Origin of the sequence: Microbacterium sp. No. 7 (assembly GCF_001314225.1) — a bacterium.
Taxonomy (GTDB): domain Bacteria; phylum Actinomycetota; class Actinomycetes; order Actinomycetales; family Microbacteriaceae; genus Microbacterium.
This window is the reverse complement of sequence record NZ_CP012697.1, coordinates 1334209-1352575: the sequence shown is the minus strand read 5'-3', so window position 1 is coordinate 1352575 and position 18367 is coordinate 1334209. Positions and strand designations below refer to the sequence as shown.

The 18367-nt window shown below is 71.1% G+C and carries 18 protein-coding genes and 1 pseudogene; 11 read left to right on the top strand and 8 right to left on the bottom strand.

Features of this window, described 5'->3' with window-relative positions:
* Positions 1 to 60: 60 nt before the first annotated feature.
* The 3 genes and pseudogenes from AOA12_RS05955 to AOA12_RS22515 form a co-directional block, all read right to left on the bottom strand.
* Complete coding sequence (locus AOA12_RS05955; RefSeq protein WP_054681090.1) at positions 61 to 387, bottom strand: hypothetical protein; 327 nt, start codon at positions 385 to 387, stop codon at positions 61 to 63.
* Positions 387 to 719, bottom strand: coding sequence for a TadE family type IV pilus minor pilin (locus AOA12_RS05950; RefSeq protein WP_054681089.1), 333 nt, complete (start codon positions 717 to 719; stop codon positions 387 to 389). Before AOA12_RS05950 ends, AOA12_RS05955 begins: the two co-directional genes overlap by 1 nt.
* Positions 716 to 826 (bottom strand): annotated as a pseudogene (locus tag AOA12_RS22515) (DUF4244 domain-containing protein); the annotation flags it as partial. The pseudogene AOA12_RS22515 and the gene AOA12_RS05950, both read right to left, overlap by 4 nt.
* A 354-nt stretch (positions 827 to 1180) precedes the next feature.
* On the opposite strand from AOA12_RS22515, the gene AOA12_RS05945 reads away from it, so the two are divergent.
* The 9 genes from AOA12_RS05945 (at position 1181) to AOA12_RS05905 (ending at position 8449) form a co-directional block, all read left to right on the top strand.
* The gene (locus AOA12_RS05945) at positions 1181 to 2059 is read left to right on the top strand and encodes a protein rep (protein WP_442922273.1); all 879 of its coding nucleotides are present in this window, start codon (positions 1181 to 1183) and stop codon (positions 2057 to 2059) included.
* A 77-nt stretch (positions 2060 to 2136) separates the two neighbouring features.
* Positions 2137 to 2457 carry a hypothetical protein gene (locus AOA12_RS05940; protein ID WP_156366406.1) on the top strand — a complete coding sequence of 107 codons (321 nt, stop codon included), beginning with the start codon at positions 2137 to 2139 and terminating at the stop codon, positions 2455 to 2457.
* Positions 2458 to 2600: 143 nt separating this feature from the next.
* On the top strand, positions 2601 to 3047 hold the full coding sequence (locus AOA12_RS23825; protein WP_231637190.1) for a hypothetical protein: 447 nt from the start codon (positions 2601 to 2603) through the stop codon (positions 3045 to 3047).
* Complete coding sequence (locus AOA12_RS05930) at positions 3044 to 3628, top strand: hypothetical protein (RefSeq protein WP_054681085.1); 585 nt, start codon at positions 3044 to 3046, stop codon at positions 3626 to 3628. Before AOA12_RS23825 ends, AOA12_RS05930 begins: the two co-directional genes overlap by 4 nt.
* Positions 3629 to 3631: 3 nt before the next feature.
* Complete coding sequence (locus tag AOA12_RS05925) at positions 3632 to 4012, top strand: hypothetical protein (RefSeq protein WP_054681084.1); 381 nt, start codon at positions 3632 to 3634, stop codon at positions 4010 to 4012.
* 319 nt (positions 4013 to 4331) lie between these two features.
* Complete coding sequence (locus tag AOA12_RS05920) at positions 4332 to 4676, top strand: hypothetical protein (RefSeq protein WP_197281068.1); 345 nt, start codon at positions 4332 to 4334, stop codon at positions 4674 to 4676.
* Positions 4677 to 4915: 239 nt separating this feature from the next.
* A complete protein-coding gene (locus AOA12_RS05915) occupies positions 4916 to 5854 on the top strand; it encodes a tyrosine-type recombinase/integrase (RefSeq protein ID WP_054681082.1) in 939 nt (312 codons plus the stop codon).
* 668 nt (positions 5855 to 6522) lie between these two features.
* Positions 6523 to 7686, top strand: a complete 1164-nt coding sequence (locus AOA12_RS05910; RefSeq protein WP_054681081.1) for a DNA cytosine methyltransferase — start codon at positions 6523 to 6525, stop codon at positions 7684 to 7686.
* 55 nt (positions 7687 to 7741) lie between these two features.
* Positions 7742 to 8449: a GIY-YIG nuclease family protein gene (locus AOA12_RS05905; protein ID WP_197281066.1), complete on the top strand. Its 708-nt coding sequence runs from the start codon at positions 7742 to 7744 to the stop codon at positions 8447 to 8449.
* A gap of 312 nt (positions 8450 to 8761) precedes the next feature.
* On the opposite strand, the gene AOA12_RS05900 is transcribed toward AOA12_RS05905, so the two are convergent.
* From AOA12_RS05900 to AOA12_RS05890, 3 genes are all read right to left on the bottom strand, one after another.
* Positions 8762 to 10453, bottom strand: a complete 1692-nt coding sequence (locus tag AOA12_RS05900) for a recombinase family protein (RefSeq protein WP_082405998.1) — start codon at positions 10451 to 10453, stop codon at positions 8762 to 8764.
* A 183-nt stretch (positions 10454 to 10636) separates the two neighbouring features.
* Positions 10637 to 11530, bottom strand: a complete 894-nt coding sequence (locus AOA12_RS05895) for a type II secretion system F family protein (RefSeq protein ID WP_231637189.1) — start codon at positions 11528 to 11530, stop codon at positions 10637 to 10639.
* The gene (locus AOA12_RS05890) at positions 11527 to 12528 is read right to left on the bottom strand and encodes a TadA family conjugal transfer-associated ATPase (protein ID WP_082405996.1); all 1002 of its coding nucleotides are present in this window, start codon (positions 12526 to 12528) and stop codon (positions 11527 to 11529) included. Before AOA12_RS05890 ends, AOA12_RS05895 begins: the two co-directional genes overlap by 4 nt.
* Positions 12529 to 12932: 404 nt before the next feature.
* Here AOA12_RS05890 and acs point away from each other — a divergent pair, with 404 nt between their 5' ends.
* A complete protein-coding gene (gene acs, locus AOA12_RS05885) occupies positions 12933 to 14897 on the top strand; it encodes an acetate--CoA ligase (protein WP_054681078.1) in 1965 nt (654 codons plus the stop codon).
* Positions 14898 to 14957: 60 nt separating this feature from the next.
* Here acs and AOA12_RS05880 read toward each other — a convergent pair whose 3' ends face one another.
* Positions 14958 to 15425: a RidA family protein gene (locus AOA12_RS05880; RefSeq protein ID WP_054681077.1), complete on the bottom strand. Its 468-nt coding sequence runs from the start codon at positions 15423 to 15425 to the stop codon at positions 14958 to 14960.
* A complete protein-coding gene (locus AOA12_RS05875; protein ID WP_054681076.1) occupies positions 15422 to 15643 on the bottom strand; it encodes a DUF4177 domain-containing protein in 222 nt (73 codons plus the stop codon). Before AOA12_RS05875 ends, AOA12_RS05880 begins: the two co-directional genes overlap by 4 nt.
* A gap of 75 nt (positions 15644 to 15718) precedes the next feature.
* Here AOA12_RS05875 and AOA12_RS05870 point away from each other — a divergent pair, with 75 nt between their 5' ends.
* Entirely contained in the window at positions 15719 to 18328 is a 2610-nt protein-coding gene (locus tag AOA12_RS05870; RefSeq protein ID WP_054681075.1) for a transglycosylase domain-containing protein, read from the top strand.
* The last annotated feature ends 39 nt before the right edge of the window (positions 18329 to 18367 follow it).

Sequence of the window (18367 nt, the reverse complement as noted above, 5' to 3'; positions counted from 1 at the left end):
ACCCACCGCCGAGCAGTGGTGGCGGGCCTCGATCGCGCCGCCGAACGGTCGTGGCCGGCCTCACCGCGCCGCCGACGGCGGCCCTGCGCGAGCGCGCGCCGAGGCGGCGAACACGCCGAACGGCGCCGACACCTCGACGACCGCGACGAGGCCGTCGACCTCGCACGCGACGAGCGTGGCCCCACCCCGCGCGGCGAGCTGCCCGGCCCGCTCGCACGGCACGCCCGGCACCGCGCCCGACGCCGCGTCGGCGGCGGCGAGCGCGGCGGCATCGGCGACGCCGGCCACCTGCACGCTGCGCACCGAGGCGGCCCCGGCCGTCGCGACGCCGGCAGCGAAGACGGCGGTCGCCGCGAGAACGCCCGCGGCGACCGCCGTGCCCGCCATCAGCGGCCTCCCGCCAGAGCGCAGGACGACGCCGTGAGCGGCGGCAGCGGCAGCGGGACGCCCGCGGGCGCCGTCGCCTCCGCGCAGACGAGGTCGCCGTCGCCGCGCACGACGACCGACGCGCCGGTCACGCCGAGGCTCGCCCCGATGCGGCCGGGGTCCTCGCCGCGGCCCGCGAGCCGCGCGGCCTGCGCGGCGCCCTGCTCCAGTCGCACCTGGCGGCTCACCGCCTGCAGCGTGCCGGCGGCGAGCGCCACGACGAGCACCGCCGCGGGCACGACGACGGCGAACTCCGCCGCCGCCGTGCCCCGCTCGTCGCGGATGAGCCTCATGCGACCGTGAGCGCGCGGCGCACGAGATCGGTGAGGATCTCGCGCACCTCGTCGCTGCGCATGATCACGACGAGCAGTCCCGCGAAGGCGACCGCCGCCACAGTCGCACTGAAATGGCGTACCTAGATCCGTAGCGGTCACGTGTGCCTCTATATATGCACCGGTCGTAGCGGTCACGTGTGCCCCGTGGCGGTAACGTGTGCCCGATTGCCCCCGTGTCGAGCAAGCCTCGCCGGGAGCGTGTACCGTGTCGCTCGGTTGATCGTCATCGCCTCTCGCCCCCGGCGCGCCCTGCCAGGCACATAGCGCCGGGGGCATTCTCTTGCCGCGCTAGGTTCGTTTCTGGAAACGAACGCTGACCGGGCATTCTCGCACTCGCCGCCTCTTCCGCCAGCGTGTACAGTCGGCGTCATCCGGCCCCGTCACGGCAGACGACGGGGCACCGCGAGAGACGACAGCCCATGAGCACAGCTACGCGACCCCGCCGCGTCCCCTTCACGCGCGAGAGTGTGCGCTACCTCGGGACGAAAGCGCGCGGGCGCTCCTCTCTTGATTCATCACTAGACGTATCAGAACTACAACGCGCACCGCTCCGAGAGTGGCTATCTGTCGGCGAGCTTCGCCGCTATCAAGACGTGCACGCGCCAAGTCGTGGCGTTCGCATGTGCGGCGTTCGCGGCAGGATGTGCCGTTCGGCGCGTTGCGCCCGTTGCTCGCATCGCCGAGCCGCCGACGTGCGCGCCCGCCTGGCCGAGGCGCTCCGCGCCGCCCCCGAGATCGGCCCGGCTCTCGTGTGGACAGCCACAGTCAGCCATACGCCCGACCGGGCGCTCGGCGACGTGTGGGCGGCGCTCGATGCCCTGCTCGGTGCCGTGGCACACCGGCAATGGTTGACACGTAACGTAGGCGGCTACGCCCGCTTGCTGGAGATCGAGCACACGCCCGAGGGCTGGCACGTTCACGCGCACACGATCCTCGTTTTCGGAAACGACGTGCCCCGCTCCGAGGCGGCGCGGACCGGCGAGCGCATCGTCGCCCGCTACCTCGACGCCGCCGACCGCCTCGGGATCGCCGCCGACGCCTCAGGGCAGGACGTGCGCCCGTTCGGCCTCTCCGCCGCTGTGGGATACGTGACCAAGAGCCACATGACGACCGCCCCCACGAGCACGCCGGGCACGCTCACGCCCTCGATGCTCCTACAGCGTGCGGCACGCGGCGACGCGACCGCCGACGCGATGCTCGCCGAGATCGACCGGGCGAGCCGGGGCCGAAAGCTCTTCGCCCTCGGCGGGATGCTCAGGGGCGCACGTCACGAGCGACGACCTCGTTTTCAGAAATAGGATTTGCGTTCGACACACGTTACGTGCTACGATCCGTTTGGTTGGACTTTTGTTCAGAACCGATGTACCGTCATGCCATGACGACATTGGCCCCCGCCGTGACACGGCCCCGCTACGACCTCGCCGAGCGACTCGCCTACGGCCCCTCTAGGGCCGACGCTCTCGCGTCGCTACAGGACGCGGGAGATCCTCACCTCCTCGGATGGGCGGAACGCGTCGCCCGCAAGTCTCTGACTTCGCAGGGATACGCCCTGCGAAAGAGCCGCCGCCGCAACGAACGCGCCGCCGATTACGGGACGTTCCGCATCGTGGATACGCAAACGAACGCGGTCATCGCGGGCGAGCCTTACGGCCTGAGCCTCGCCGAGGTTCTCGACTTCGCAGACCCTGGATTCTGACCATGACCGCGCACACGTCACGCGACACGCGCCCCGTTGGGGGCCGTGCTTGTAACGTGTGCCGTCATCCCCAGCGCGCCGAGATTGAGCGCATCCTCTCGTCGGGGACCGTGACATTCCGTGCCGCCGCTCGCCTCTACGGGATGAGCCGCGAGAGTGTGCGCCGTCACGTTGACAGCCACCTTGACATCGCCGACCGCGAGGCCGTGCGCGAGGTCAGCCCTGCCCCTGCCCTCGCTCTCGCCGCCGCCCTCGCTGACGTCGCCGACCATGCCGCAGACACACGCCGGGATGCCGACGCCCGAGGCGACGATGCCCTCGCTCTGCGCGCTGGTCGCTCTGAGATCGTCGCCCGCCTCGCCCTCGCCGACCGCTTCGGGATCACGACCGCCGACGCTCACGCCGAGCTGACCGAGGCCAACGACTTGGCGGGGGCCGTCCTCTTCGCCATGCGCGACCGGCCCGAGGTCGGCGACGCTCTCGCGGATGCCCTCGATGCACTCGGGCACACACGCGGCGCGCGGGATCTCCGACGCCGCGCTCGCACGATTCGAGAAACGAACACCCACGCCCTGGAGGCCACAGCATGAACGACACCACGACCCCCGACGACCTCGACGCGATCCTCGCGGCCAACACAGCGACGGCGGCGAGCGCGCCGCGCATCCCCGTGCCGGGTGAACAGGTGCACTGTCTCCGATCCGGCCTGACGGTCAACCTCGGCGGCGGCTCGATGATCACGGGGCGCGCCGTCGTGCTGGAGCGGGGGCAGACGTTCACTGTCACGTCGGAGATGATCGAAGCGGCCCGCGACCGTAACGGATCGCTCGCGACGTCATGGGTTGGCGTCGTCTACGACGAAGAGCGGCAGGTCAAGCGCTACGGGGCCGTCATGGTCCGCCCCGGCCCCGCCCCCTCGGATCTCCGACCCTGGGAGTACGGCACGCCGGAATGGATGCGCGCCCGCGACACGGCCCGCCGCCGCGCCTACGCTCTGCCGTCCGAGGCCGAGCGCGCCGAGGCACTCGCCGAGGTAGAGCGCATCTACGGCCCCGCTGGCTCAACCTCGAAGACGACCGCCGTCTATCGCCCCGGCGAGCACCCTACCGAGCGTGCCGCCGCCGCTCAGGCCGAGCGTCGCCGCCAAGGGATCGCAGACGGGACGCGCTGACCAATGAGCCGCACCGCCGAGCACAACGACCGACGCCTCGCCGCCGCGTGGCGCGAGTCCGTCGCAGGATACCTCGCCGCCGAGCTACGCCAGCCGATCCGGCCCCGGCATCCGCACGCGAAGATCTCCGACGAGATCGGCGACGTGCGCGGCGATGTGCTCGGCCTCGACGGCCTGACCTTCCGCACGAGCTACGGCAGAGCGGGGCGGCTCTCGGAGTCTCTCGACCATGCCGACATGCTCGCCGTAGACCGTGGCGACGGTTCGCGCGGCGTCGTCGTGCAACGCCGTGTAGGGCGCGAGACGTCGGGCGCATACGTCGTGCTCTCCCTCGCATCGTTCGCGGCGCTGTGCGCTCGCCTGACGGCCAAGGGGACGCCATGACGCGCCCCCGGCAAGATGTGCCGCTCGGCCCACGGTTCGAGCTTCCCGCCGCCGCCCGAGCCGCGTGGGATGCGCTCAGCGACGCTCTGACGACCTCGACGCCCGCGTGTGACAGTGACGCCCGCTTTGTGGCTGACCTGCCGTCAGCCGCCGACGTCGCGCACATGCGCGCCGTGTGCGAGTCGTGCCCGATCCTGGCAGAGTGTGCGGCGTTCGCCGACGCCTCGCCGCGCTGGAGCATGTCGGGATTCTGGGCAGGGATGAAACGGGGCACACCCGCCCGCGCAAGCGGGCCGAGGCAGAGAGCGAGGGGCGCGGCATGAGCACTTACACACCTGACGGGCCGTCACTTGTCGGCGTGCTCGGCACGCCCTCGACGCCGACCGCCGCCCCGACGCGCCGAGCGCACGAGATCGCCGCCGCACAGCCGCAAGCGCGCATTGTGTCGCCGACGTTCTCAGGCGTCGCGCGCCGTGTTGACGTCGGCGTCGCGTCCTACGGTCTGCCCCGTGGCTACAGGCCCGTGCACGCCGAGGATCACGCACTCTGCTACGTGCTCGACCTCTGGGGCGTCGTGCACGTGTTGACCGAGGCGGGCGAGCTTGTCGGCCTCTCGCCCGAGATCCTCGCCGCCGCCAAACGAAAGTACTTCCCGGATTCCTAGACCGCCGCGCGCGCCTCGTGGCCTGGGATCTCGGCGGCGCGCGCGGCCCCATCGTCGGCGGGCGCTTCCTGGGCGCATCTTCGCCGCCGACATAGACCGCCCCCGGTTCGGTTTGAGTGGCATCGAACGCCGGGGGCGGTCACCCTTTCGGAGCACGGGACGACCGCACCGGAAAGTCGAGCCGGACGGCTCCGAAATGCCACTAGGACACACACGATAATGTCAGTTATCATGTGGATATGACGACGCTCGCGAGCTACTCCCAGACGACCAACGCCGACCGGCACGCCGAGCTTGCCGGGGCATGGCTCCTGTCCCTTGGCTCCGACAACACGCGTCGGGCATACCGTGGCGACATTCGCGCGCTGTTCGCGTTCCTCGACCTCGGGGGCGTCGATGCTCTCGCCGCCGAGCGCCGCGACATTGACCTGTGGCGCGCGACGCTGACGGGGGGCGGATCGACTGTCGCGCGCAAGCTCGCCGCCGCGTCATCGTTCTACAGCTACGCCAGCGCCGAGGGGGCGATGCCCCGCGCCGAGTCGCACCCTGTGCTCCGCGTCGTGCGCCCCCGCGTCGATGCCGACCACAGCGCCACGCGCGGTCTGAGCGAGGCCGAGGCACGCGCCTACCTCGACGCCGCCGAGGCGGACGGCCCGCGCGCCCATGCGCTCGTCGCCCTGTTGCTCACGACGGGGGCGCGCATCTCCGAGGTACTCGGGGCGAACCTCGCCGATCTCCAGCACGACGCGGGACACCGCGTGCTCGTCGTCACCCGCAAGGGCGGCAAGCGGCAGAAGATCGCACTCATCCCTCGCGCCCTCGATGCACTCGCGGCCTACCTCGGCGCATCCGCCGCCCACGGGGCCGAGATCGCGACCGCCGACGCGGCGAGCACCGACGCGCCCCTGTTCACGACGGCGACCGGCAAGCGCTGGGCGGCATCCGAGGCGTTCCGCACGGTTCAGCGCATCGCCCGCCTGGCCGGGATCGTCGGGGCCGTGTCGCCCCACTCGCTCCGACACACGCACGCGACTATCGCCCTCGCGCACGGTCACCCGCTCGCCGATCTACAGGACTCAATGGGGCACGCCGACCCGCGCACGACGCGCCGCTACGACCGCGCACGCGGGCGGCTGGAGCGCTCCAGCGCCTACGCTGTCGCCTCGGTGCTCGGCTAGCTCGACGCCGCCGCGAGCGCCGCCCTATCGACGCTGACGGGCCGCACGTGCCCGCTTCGTCGTCTCCCACAGGCCGCGACGATGCGCGCCGGGGTCGGAGTCGTAGAGCGCGTGCACCTCGTCGTGACACGACGGGCAGAGGGGCACAAGATCCATGAGCCGCTCAGCGCCCAGATTCTTGTAGGTGCGGTGATGCAAGTGCATCCCTGGCCGTCGCGGCGCATCGCAGACGTAGCAAGCCGTGGGCATGTTCGATGCCCAGTAGCGCTCTCGCGTCCGCCGCCACGCGGGCGACGCGATGTAGGCGCGATACTCGGCCCGTGAGACAGTCCGACGCCCAGGAATGCCCATAGCGGGGACTCTATCGGCGAGCGTTCGCCGTTTCTGGAAAGTCGCGCCGGATAGTCGGGAATCAGGGCCGCATCCTCGGCGTAGCGTTACGGCCATGGATGCCGACGACGCCGACCCGCGCGACCTGCCCCTCGCGCCCCTGTGCGATGCGTGCGGCTCTCTTCATCGGATGAGTCCGGCGGGTACGGCCCCGCGCCCGTATTGGCTCTGCCCGGAGTGCGGCGCTGTCCGGGTCGCCTAGACCTCTCGGGCAACGACCCATCACCCTGTGCGCGCCGGTCCGACCGGATGCGGGTGGCGGTCGTTACGCTGGCCTCATGGGAGATGTAACGCCACTGGATGCCGCGCGCCCGAGGGCGCTGGAGTTCTTCGCTGGGATCGGCTTGGCCCGCATGGGCATGGAGGCGGCAGGCTTCCGTGTGGCGTGGGCGAACGACTACGAGCCGGATAAGAAAGCGATGTACGACGCCCAGTTCGGCGAGACTGACGGGCACTCGTTCGCGCTGGGCGACATCGGGCGTGTGCTCGTGTCCGACCTCCCGCGCGATGTCTCCCTCGCCTGGGCGTCTTCTCCGTGCACCGACCTCTCGCTCGCCGGTGGCCGGGCTGGCCTCGCGGGCGCTCAGTCGGGCACTTTCTGGCACTTCATCCGGCTCCTGCGCGAGCTTGGCGACGACCGGCCCGAGGTGGCCGTGCTGGAAAACGTCACCGGGCTGGCGACCTCGCACGGGGGCGACGACCTCGCCGCCGCTATCCGCGCGTTCAACGATCTCGGCTACTCGGTGGACGTGCTCGCACTCGACGCGCGTCGCTTCGTTCCTCAGTCGCGCCCTCGGCTGTTCCTCGTCGGCGCTCAGAACCCGCCTGAGGACATCGCCGAGCCCAACTCTGAGCTTCGCCCTGACTGGCTCCAGTGGGTCTATGGCGACGAGACGCTCAGGACGCACCGCGCGGCGCTCCCCGCGCCCCCTGCGCCCATGCACACGGGCCTCGGGTCGATGGTCGAAGAGATACCGCTAGATGATGAGCGCTGGTGGGATCGGGAGCGCACCGAGGCGTTCGTCGCATCGCTCTCGCCCACGCAACGCGAGCGCGTGGCGACCATGCGCCGCGAGTCCGGCGTCAAGTACCGCACCGCCTACCGCCGAACCCGTGGCGGCGTCGCCGTGTGGGAGGTTCGACCCGACGACATCTCGGGATGCTTGCGTACGGCGCGCGGCGGATCATCGAAACAGGCCGTCGTGCGCATGGGTAGCAAACGGCTCCAGGTGCGCTGGATGACGCCGCGCGAGTATGCCCGACTCATGGGTGCGGGCGACTATGACCTCAGCGGGGCGCGCAACAATCAGGCGCTGTTCGGCTTCGGTGACGCCGTGGCGGTGCCCGCCGTCGCGTGGCTCGGCGAGCACTACCTCATGCCGCTGGTGCGCGGCGCGCTCGGCAAGGCCAGCGCCCGCGTTGCCATGGTGGCGAATGACTAGCCGGGGCGTCGCGTCCTACAACGAGCCGGAACGCCGACCGCCGAGCAAGCGGTCGATGCCGACGCCGTTTGTGAGGGCGTTCCGCGCGGCACTTTCGGAGGCGCTCGGTTCTACTGACCCCGCGAGCGGCAAGCCTCTCCGCTCGTGCATCGGCGTGTATGCGTTCTACGACTACGACGGCGAACCGATCTACGTCGGCCAGACGACCGAGAGCTTTGGAACGCGCATCGGGCGGCACTTGACGGGCCAGCGGTCCGACACGCTCGCCTATCGCATCCTCGACCCCTTCGAAGTGGCCGAGATGGAGCTATGGCCCGCTGAGGATTTGCGAGCCGATCGGCAGAAGGTCGCGAAGGTGAACGCGATCGAATACTCGGTGTACCTGGGCGCGATTGAAGGCTCGAAGTACGGGGCGATCCTCAATGAGAAGATCCCGCCGCGCGAGTCACGCGTGGAGCTTCCGCCCTCCTTCCGATTCAAGCTCGTTCCGGACGAGATGCGAGAAGACCGCGAGCACCCGGATATCCGCATCGCGCGCCGCGCTGAGACGCTTGCACGAGTCGCCGCCGTGGCGCATGAGCGGGGCGAGGTGTCCGCCGGTCTGCGCCGCGTCATCGTGATTCAGGCCGTCCGCCTCGCCGACCTCGCCGCCGCCCGCCTGGCATTCGCCGAGGGGCGTCGCAGGCCGTCGCCGGACGCGATCAACGTGCAAGAGCTTGTCGGCAACGTCATGGCCGAGTTTGGCGACGACGACGACGAATAGCTCAGCCCGCCCGGCGTTGAGCTCGCGCCCGAATGCGCCGCTTCTTCTCGACGGAACGGGCGTTGTGCGCCGTGCGGCACACGTCGCAACGACAGCCCGTGTCGTAGGCGACGCTCGAACCGTGCGAGCCAATAACTCGCCCGGCGTCACGCTGGCGCTTGATGTAGGCGCTGTGATTCGCCGCATGTGCGGCACGGCAGGGCGCACAACGGCATCCGAGGTTGCCGTAACCGTTTGCCGTTCCATGACGGGGATCGTCAGCGCTGATCGGCTCCCCGTCTCGTCTCATGCATTCAGCGTAAGGCGCCTTCGTCATGCGCGTGCGAGCACGACGCGGGCGTCGTCGGTCAGGCCGGATGCAAACGTGAACGCCTCGCCGTCGTGTCGGACCTCGACACGACGCCATGCGGGGCGCACGGTGTCCGCGACGTCGAGCTGACGGCCTCGTGCGCCCTCGGCGACGACACGCCAGCCCTTGCCCACGGGCGAGATGATCGGCTCGAAGAGAGCGCCGAGCACGGCCCGCTGACCGGCGAGGCTCAGGCCGTCCCAGAACGCGCGCACGTCGTCAGCGCTCACGATGTCGGCGAGGGGATCGGCGCGGTACGCCGCCGCGAGCGCGTCGCGCACGCCCATTAGCTCGGCGTCGAGCGGCGCTAGTTCGTCCTCGGCCTCGGCATCCGTGAACCGACCACGCGCCACGAGTCGCAATACGTTGAGCCGCTGAGCCTGTAGCGCCCCCTCACGGGCCGTGAGCGCCGCTAGATCGACCTCCGGGGCCGGGCGCAAGAGCGCGGCGGCATCCGGGCGCGTGAGGCGCTCTAGCAACGTCTGAACGGCCCATGCGTCGAGCGCCTCGGCCCGCCGCGAGAAATGCCCACGGGGGCACTTGTACGCCCGGTATCCCTCGCGCGTCCAAGCCGAATCGACCTCGGCCCCGCACATCTCGACGTGCCCGCTCTCGTGCTCGGCGGTAACCTTGCCGCATCGCGCGATGCCGGGCAAGAGCCACTTTCGCGATGTGTTGCCGTCGTGCTTGCGCCGCTCGGGGCGCGTCAGCGACCGGCGCACGTTCCGCACATCATCCGCGCTCACGAGTGCATCCCAGTTGCCAGGGATGCACGCCTCTAGGTCGATGTCCTGAGCGCGCCACGACACCGGCTTGCCCGCCGCGTTCTTGGGGCGCTCGGCTACCGACGAGATCGGCGGGAGCATCCCGGCGTAGTAAGGCGAGAGCAACATGCGCCGGATGGTCGAGATCCGCCACGGCACGCCCTCGCGGGTCGTGCGGCTGTGCTCGCCGAACGGCTCGCCGCTCTCGTCCTTGGCCGTCCCATCGTTGAGCGCGCGAGCGATGGAACCGAGCGCCACACCCTTGGGGGCGCTCGCCGTCTTGACGGCCTCGCTGAACACGTAGCGCACGACCTCAGCCTCGCGAGGCACGACCGCATAGCGCGCGTCAGCGTCGCCGATCTCGTCGCGCTCGCTCTTGGGAATCCACCTGTAGCCGAAAGGGACGCGCCCCGGCGTGGGGACGCCGCGAGCGTGTCGAGCATGTTTGTAGGGCGTCGTGCGGGCGCGCTTCGTGCGGATCTCTTGCTCTGCAATGAGTACGAACTGAGCAAGCATGAACGCCCCCGTGCCCGACTCGTCGGCGGTGTCGATGCCGCCGCGCGCTGTGACAACGCGGGCCGAGTCGCGCAAGAGCACGAGATCCCCGAGGTTGCGCGTCAGTCGATCCGGGGCGACGACGGCGACGGTGTCAATGCGGCCTGCGCGTAGGTCGCCGATCATGCGCGCCCAGTCCGTACCGGCGAGGCGCTCGCTCGATCCGCTCACAGCGTTGTCGCGGTCGTAAACGTCAACGATGCCGCCGAGCCAGCCACGCCGCCCGAGATCCTCGCGGATCTCCTCGACCTGCTGAGAGATGCCCTGATCCTCGGGCACGGATTGCCGGGCGTAGATGCCTACTCGCGGGAGCTTGGCGGGGGCGTTAGTCATCATGAACTGAGTATGTCAGAACGCGTCCACAGTGGCCATGGTCGCGACGGCGTACTCGGCCGTGGCGGCACCGGACTCGTCGCCGTAGAGCCCGGCGGCACGGCGGGCGGTGAGAAGGGGAATCGGGTGTGACATGGTTTCGCTCCTTGATCGTTGGATGGTGGCGGACGGGCACATTCGGGGGCCTCACAGCGGCACGGGTGCGCCGGAGAGCACGGAGAGCAGCATGGGCGCGACGCCCAGCAGCAGGAAGGCGGGCAGGGTGCAGACGCCGAGCGGCAGCAGCAGGCGGGCGCCGAGGCGCGCGGCCCGGAGGCGGCCGTCGGTGCGCGCCGTGTGACGCGCGTCGACGGCGGCGGCGCGCAGCAGCTCGACGGCGGGGGCGCCCGCCCGCGCCGACAGGTCGAGCACCGCGGCCGTGGACCCGTCGGGGGCGCCTCCCCCGGCATCCGCGACGACGTCGAGCGCGCGCTCGACCGACACGCCGCCGCTCAGGGCGATCGCCACGACGTCGGCCTGCAGCCCGGGCGGCTCGGCGGGCGGCTGCGCGGCCGCGACGAGCCGTGACGTCCAGCGGCGCGCCAGCACGATGAGGCCCGTGCCCGCCGCGACGCAGGCGATCCCGGCCGGATGCGTCACGACGGCCCCGACGTCGAAGCCCAGCACGACCGTGAGCCCCACGGCGACCAGCGGCAGCCACGACACCAGGCGTGCGGTCGCGGTGGGCTCGGCGAGCGCCACCCGCACGTCGTCGCGGGAACGCTGGGCGTCGCGCAGCGCGTCGGCGAAGCCCCGCAGGCTCGAGGCGAGCGGCGCGCCGACCGTCTCCGCGACGTGCCACGCGACCGCGACGTGCCGCCATGCCCCGCCGCGGGCGCGCAGCACGTCGGCGACCGGCTCGCCGCGGGCGGCCGCGTCGCAGACCTCCCCGGCCACGGCGTCGCCGCCGGCGGCGAGGCACTCCCAGGCCCGAGCGGGCGCGAGGCCCGCCTCCAGCAGCACGGCCATCCGCTGCACCGTCTCTGTCGCGGGCGTGGCGTCCGGCGCGGTCTCGACGCCCCTCGCGTCCGGAGCGGTCACGGGGCGTCCTCCACGCCGAGACGGCCGTCGTCGAGCGTGAGCCGCGCGATGCCGGTCACGCGACGCACGCCGTCGCGATCGCGCGCGACGTGCACGATCGCGCCGAACGCGCTCACCGCCTGCCGCGCCACGGCGCGCTCGTCCATCCCGGCGAGCGCGCCCAGCGCCTCCAGCCGCGCCGGAAGATCGCGGATGCCGCTCGCGTGCACGGTGCCGGCACCGCCGTCGTGCCCCGTGTTGAGCGCCGTGAACAGCTCGCGCACCTCTTCGCCCCGGCACTCGCCGACGACGAGGCGGTCGGGCCGCATCCGCAGCGCCTCGCGCACGAGCCGCGAGAGGACGACGGCTCCGGCGCCCTCCAGATTGGCCTGGCGCGCCTCGAGGCGCACATGGTGCGGGTGGTCGATGCGCAGCTCTGCGACGTCCTCGATCGTCACGATGCGCTCGGTGGCGGGGACCCGGCCCAGCAGCGCCGACAGGAGCGTCGTCTTCCCCGCCCCGGTCGCGCCCGAGACCAGGAGGTTGACGCGCGCGGCGACGAGGTGCTCCAGGCGCTCCCCCGTCGCGGCGTCGAACATGCCGCGGCGGCCGAGGTCGTCGAGGCTCAGCCGCTCCCGCGCGGGGAGGCGGATCGAGATCGCGACGCCGGCGCACGCGACGGGCGGCAGCACCGCGTGCACGCGCGCGCCGCCCTCCCAGCGCACGTCGGCGACCGGCGTCGCGTCGTCGATGTGCCGGCCGCCGGCGCCGATGAGCCCGACGGCGAGCGCCCGTGCGTCGTCGACGCGCCATCCAGGAACCCGCTCCGCACCGCGGCCGCGATCGACGAACAGCACGTCGTCGCCGTTGACGAAGACGTCGGTGACGGCGGGATCGGCCAGGTACGGCCGCAGCGGCTCGAGCGCCCGGTGCGCGGGCAGCGGCCGTGGCGGCGTGGACGGGGACGCGGGTCCGCCGGCGTCGCGGTGACGGGGCCGGGCGACGAAGCGATCTGTCATGCCACGACGCTAGGCAGCCGGCGGACGGCGCGGGGCCCGGAACGGCCGATCCGTGGACAGTCGCGCGCATCGCTCGATTGGGGACGAGGCGATGGAGCGGGCGACGCGGGACACCGCGGGAGAAAAGGATGGCGGCATCCCACCAGGGGGGATGGTGGGATGCCGCCGCAGGCGATGACGACAGTTTTGGGGGGAATAGCCGTTCATCGCCGCCGAAACCACAGTTCGGGCGATATGAGCATACGCCGGTCGGTCACTATATCCAACATCGCCCCCCGGTGAGTCTCGAACGGGGCCCGCCCCCTACTATCGGCGGTAGTCTCGCGGCGGGAACCGTGATGTCATTCCCTGTGTCGCCCACGGCCGTGCGCCGAACCATCGATGGCAAAGGAGCCCTGCGAGATATGAGCAGTCAGATCGATCACCTGCTGAACGAGACCCGTCACTTCCCGCCGCCCCCGGAGTTCGCCGCGAACGCCGTCGCCTCGGCGGAGCTCTACGCCGAGGCCGCCGCCGACCGCGAGGCCTTCTGGGCCGAGCAAGCCCGCACCCTGCACTGGCACAAGCCGTTCACCGAGGTGCTCGACTGGTCGAACCCGCCGTTCGCCCGCTGGTTCGGCGACGGCGAGCTCAACGTCGCGTACAACTGCCTCGACCGCCACGTCGAGGCGGGCAACGGCGACCGCGTCGCGCTGCTGTGGGAGGGCGAGCCCGGCGACGACCGGCGCATCACCTACGCCGAGCTCACCGACGAGGTCAAGCGCGTCGCGAACGTGCTGGAGGGCCTCGGCGTCACCGCGGGCGACCGCGTCGCGATCTACATGCCGATGATCCCCGAGGCGATCGCCGCAATGCTCGCCGTCGCCCGCATCGGCGCGATCCACTCCGTCGTGTTCGGCGGCTTCAGCGCCGACAGCCTGCGCACGCGCATCGACGACGCCGGAGCGAAGCTCGTCATCACCGCCGACGGCGGCTACCGCAAGGGCAAGGTCTCGCCCCTCAAGCCCGCCGTCGACCAGGCGCTCGGCGACCGCGGCGAGGGCCCGCAGCAGACCGTCGAACACGTCCTCGTCGTCCGCCGCGGCGGCAACGACGTCGAGTGGACCGAGGGACGCGACCTCTGGTGGCACGAGGCGGTGCCCGCGGCATCCGCCGAGCACGAGGCGCAGCCGTTCCCCGCCGAGAACCCGCTGTTCATCCTCTACACGTCGGGCACGACCGGCAAGCCCAAGGGCATCCTGCACACCTCGGGCGGCTATCTCACGCAGGCCGCGTTCACGCACCGCGTCGTGCACGACATCCACCCCGAGACCGACGTGTTCTGGTGCACGGCCGACATCGGCTGGGTCACGGGCCACAGCTACGTCGCCTACGGCCCGCTGGCCACCGGCACGACCCAGGTGCTCTACGAGGGCACGCCCGACGCGCCGCACCCGGGCCGCTGGTGGGAGATCGTGCAGAAGTACGGCGTGACGATCCTGTACACGGCGCCGACCGCGATCCGCTCGTTCATGAAGATCGGCCGCCAGATCCCGAAGAGCTACGACCTGTCGTCGCTGCGCCTGCTCGGCTCCGTCGGCGAGCCCATCAACCCCGAGGCCTGGATGTGGTACCGCAAGGTCATCGGCGGCAAGACCGCGCCGATCGTCGACACGTGGTGGCAGACCGAGACGGGCGCGATCATGATCAGCGCGCTCCCGGGCGTGACCGAGACCAAGCCGGGCGCCGCGCAGGTCCCGCTGCCGGGCATCTCGGTCGACGTGGTCGACGAGGACGGCACGCACGTCGGCAACGGCAACGGCGGGCTGCTCGTGATCACCGAGCCGTGGCCGAGCATGCTGCGCGGCATCTGGGGCGACCCCGACCGCTTCGTCGAGACCTACTGGGACAAGTTCTCGGCGCAGAACTACTACTTCGCCGGCGACGGCGCCCGCCTCGACGACGACGGCGACGTCTGGTTCCTCGGCCGCGTCGACGACGTCATGAACGTCTCGGGCCACCGCCTGTCGACGACCGAGATCGAGTCCTCGCTCGTGGGCAACGAGGCCGTCGCCGAGGCCGCCGTCGTCGGCGCCTCCGACGAGACCACCGGTCAGGCCGTCGTCGCCTTCGTGATCATCAAGGAGAGCTACCTCGAGAGCCACTCCCCCGAGGGCCTCGCCCAGCAGCTGCGTCTGTGGGTCGGCGAGCAGATCGGGCCCATCGCCCGCCCCCGCGACGTCTACATCGTCGGAGAGCTGCCCAAGACCCGCTCCGGCAAGATCATGCGCCGCCTCCTGCGCGACGTCGCCGAGGGCCGCGAGATCGGCGACACCACGACCCTCGCCGACACCCAGGTCATGCGCGTCATCTCCACCCAGGTGAAGTAGGCATCGAGAAGGCCGGATGCCGCGAGAGCACACGTGCTCGCGGCATCCGGCCTTCCGGGCTCAGGCGACGGTGAAGACCACCTCGACCTCGACGGGCGCGTCCAGCGGCAGCGCCGCCACGCCGACGGCGGCACGGGCGTGCCGGCCGCTGTCGCCGAAGATCTCGCCGAGCACCTCGCTCGCGCCGTTGATCACGCCCGGCTGTCCCGTGAACCCGGGGACGGATGCCACGAAGCCGCTGAGCCGGAGCACGCCCGTCAGCCGGTCGACGCCGCCGACCGCGGCCGCCGCGGCGGCCAGGGCGTTCAGCGCGCACTGACGCGCGTAGTCGTACGCGTCGGCGGCGGGCACGAGGCCGTGGCCGTCGCCGACCTTGCCGGTCGCGGGCAGGGCCCCCGACACCATCGGGAGCTGGCCCGAGGTGTAGACGAGATCGCCGTGCACCTTGGCCGGGATGTAGGCCGCCACGGGCGGCACGACGGCGGGGAGCTCGATGCCGAGCTCGGCGAGACGCTGCGAGACGGTCATCGGCTCTCCCCCTCGAACTGCTGCGCGGCCTGCGCCGCGGCGCCCAGGCCCGCGTTGGCGGCGCCGCCTCCGGCGGGCCGCTTGAAGTAGGCCACGAGACCGCCCTCGGGACCCGGCACGACCTGCACGAGCTCCCAGCCCTGCTTGCCCCAGTTGTTGAGGATTGCGGCGGTGTTGTGGATCAGAAGGGGGGTCGTGAGGTACTCCCACGTGGTCATCGGCGCTCCCGGCTGCTCTGCGGACAGGGTCACTCACGAAGGCTTCGCCCAGGTAGGTCCCTTACGATCAAGCCTATGCCTCACGCAAAACGCACGGCTACCGGTGTGCTCGGTGGCCTGCTGGGACTGGTCGGTCTCAGCGCCATCGCCGGCATCCTGGTGACGGCCACGGTCACCCCCGCGATCACCGTCTCCAGCTACGCCGCGTCGAGCGCGCTCGAGACGTTCGACAAGATGCCGAGCTACCTGCGCATCGACCGGCTCATGATGCCCACCGAGCTGTTCCGCAAGGACAGCGACGGCAACGACGTGCTGATGGCCTCCTTCTACGACCAGAACCGCATCCCCGTCGCGCTCGACGAGGTCTCGCCGTACATGAGCGAGGCGATCATCGCGAGCGAGGACAAGGACTTCTTCTCCCACGGCGGCGTGAACCTCGTGGGCACCGTCTCGGCGCTGGTCGACACCGTGCGCAAGACCGACACGCGCGGCGGGTCGTCGATCACGCAGCAGTACGTCAAGAACGTGCTGCAGCAGGCGTGCGAGCTGACGGCGCGCGGCCAGGACGAGCTCGACGACTGCTACAACACCACGACCGTGGCCAAGGGCACTGAGGGCTACCAGCGCAAGCTGCAGGAGATGCGCTTCGCGATCCGCCTGGAGAAGGAGTACTCGAAGGACGAGATCCTGCTCGGGTACCTGAACATCGCCCACTTCGGCGGCGTGACCTACGGCGTGGGCGCCGCCGCCCAGCGCTACTTCGGCGTGAGCGCGAACGACCTCACGCTCGCGCAGGCCGCGACGATCGCCGGCATGGTGCAGGAGCCGAACAGCTACCGCATCGACCTGCCCGACGGCTCGACGACCGACGCCGGCGGCAACCCGCTCAACGGCGACTTCGACGGCTACGCCCTGACCCTCGACCGACGCAACTACGTGCTCGGCCGCATGCTCGAGGACAAGCGCATCAGCCAGGCCGAGTACGACGAGGCGATCGCGACCCCCATCGAGCCGAACGTCACCGCGCGCCCGCAGGGCTGCGAGTCGGCGGCGGGCGCGGAGTTCTTCTGCGAGTACGTGCGCTCCATCATCCTCAGCGACCCCGCGTTCGGCGCGACGCCCGAGGACCGCCAGGCCGAGCTGCGCCGCGGCGGCCTGAAGATCTACACGACCCTCGACCCCGACCTGCAGAACGCCGCGCTCGACGCGATCTCGGTCGTGCCGGGCAGCGTCGACTACATGGACCTCGGCGCCTCGGGCGTGCAGATCGAGGTCGGCACGGGCCGCATCCTCTCGATGGTGCAGAACCGCCCCTACAGTCCCAACGGCGACGTGCCGGGCACGACCGCGGTCAACTACAACGTGCGCGGCGAGTTCGGCGGCGGCGGCGGGCACCCCGCCGGATCGACCTACAAGATGTTCAGCATCGTCAACTGGCTCGAGCACGGCTTCTCGGCCAACGAGTACGTCAACGGACGACTCGGCTGGAAGTCGATCGACACGTGCGACGGCGCGATCCAGGAGACCCTGGCCTCCAACGCCCGCGGCGAGGGCATCGGCAACCACGAGGGCGCGGCCGGCTACAGCGGCACGATCCAGCAGTTCACCCGCGACTCGCTCAACTCGGGCTTCCTCGCGATGGCCGAGCGCATCTCGGTGTGCACGACCAACCGCGTCGCGATGAAGATGGGCGTCACGCGGGGCAACGGCCTGCCGCTCGACGAGCCGGGCAGCGAGTACCAGTCGGCCAACGTGGCGTACAACGTGCTGGGCGACGCCGCGGTGGCCCCCGTCGACATGGCCAACGCGTTCGCGACGGTCGCGTCGAACGGCATCCTCTGCACGCCCAAGGCGATCGACCGCGTGATCGACCGCGACGGCAAGGAGACCGCCGGGCCGGCGACGTCGTGCGAACGCGTGCTGAGCGAGGAGGTCGCCGCGACGACGGCGTTCGTGCTCGGCGGCGTCATGCAGCCCGGCGGCACCGGCTGGGAGTCCGTGCAGCGCATGGACGAGTACGTTCCGATGATCGGCAAGACCGGAACGCACGAGCAGTCGCACACGTGGATGGACGGGGCGAGCTCGAAGGTCGCGACGGCCGTCTGGGTGGGCGTGGTCAACGACAACCCCGAGAACCCCTCCGACCTCAACGACTGGTGGGAGAGCGGCTACCAGCTCACGCGGCTGCGCCACCTGATCTTCCCCGTGATGCAGGACTCCGCGAACGCGAAGTACGGCGGCGACGACTTCCCCGAGCCCGACAGCAACCTCACGCGTCGCGTGCTCGTCGACCTCCCCTCGGTCATCGGCATGACGGTCGACGAGGCGACCCGCGTGCTCGAGCGCGCCGGATTCGGCGTCGTCGTCGGAGCACCGGCGCCGGGCAAGGAGGCGAAGGGCACGATCATGGGCCAGAACCCGGGTGCCGGACAGGTCGGCGGCGACACCACCGTGACCATCACGCCGAGCAACGGCGAGGGCGTCTCGGTGCCGGGCGTCAGCGGCACTCCGCAGAACGCGCGATCGCAGCTGAACGCGGCAGGGTTCCAGAGCGTCGACCTCAAGTGCACGGTCAAGGCCGATGCGCCCAAGGACGGCGTCGCCACGGGCACCAACCCCGCAGCCGGCACCGTGACGGGACGCGACGCCAAGATCACGGTCGAGTACCAGGCGCCTCAGTGCTGACGGGCGGTGCGCTGACCGGCAACCCGCTGACGGATGCCG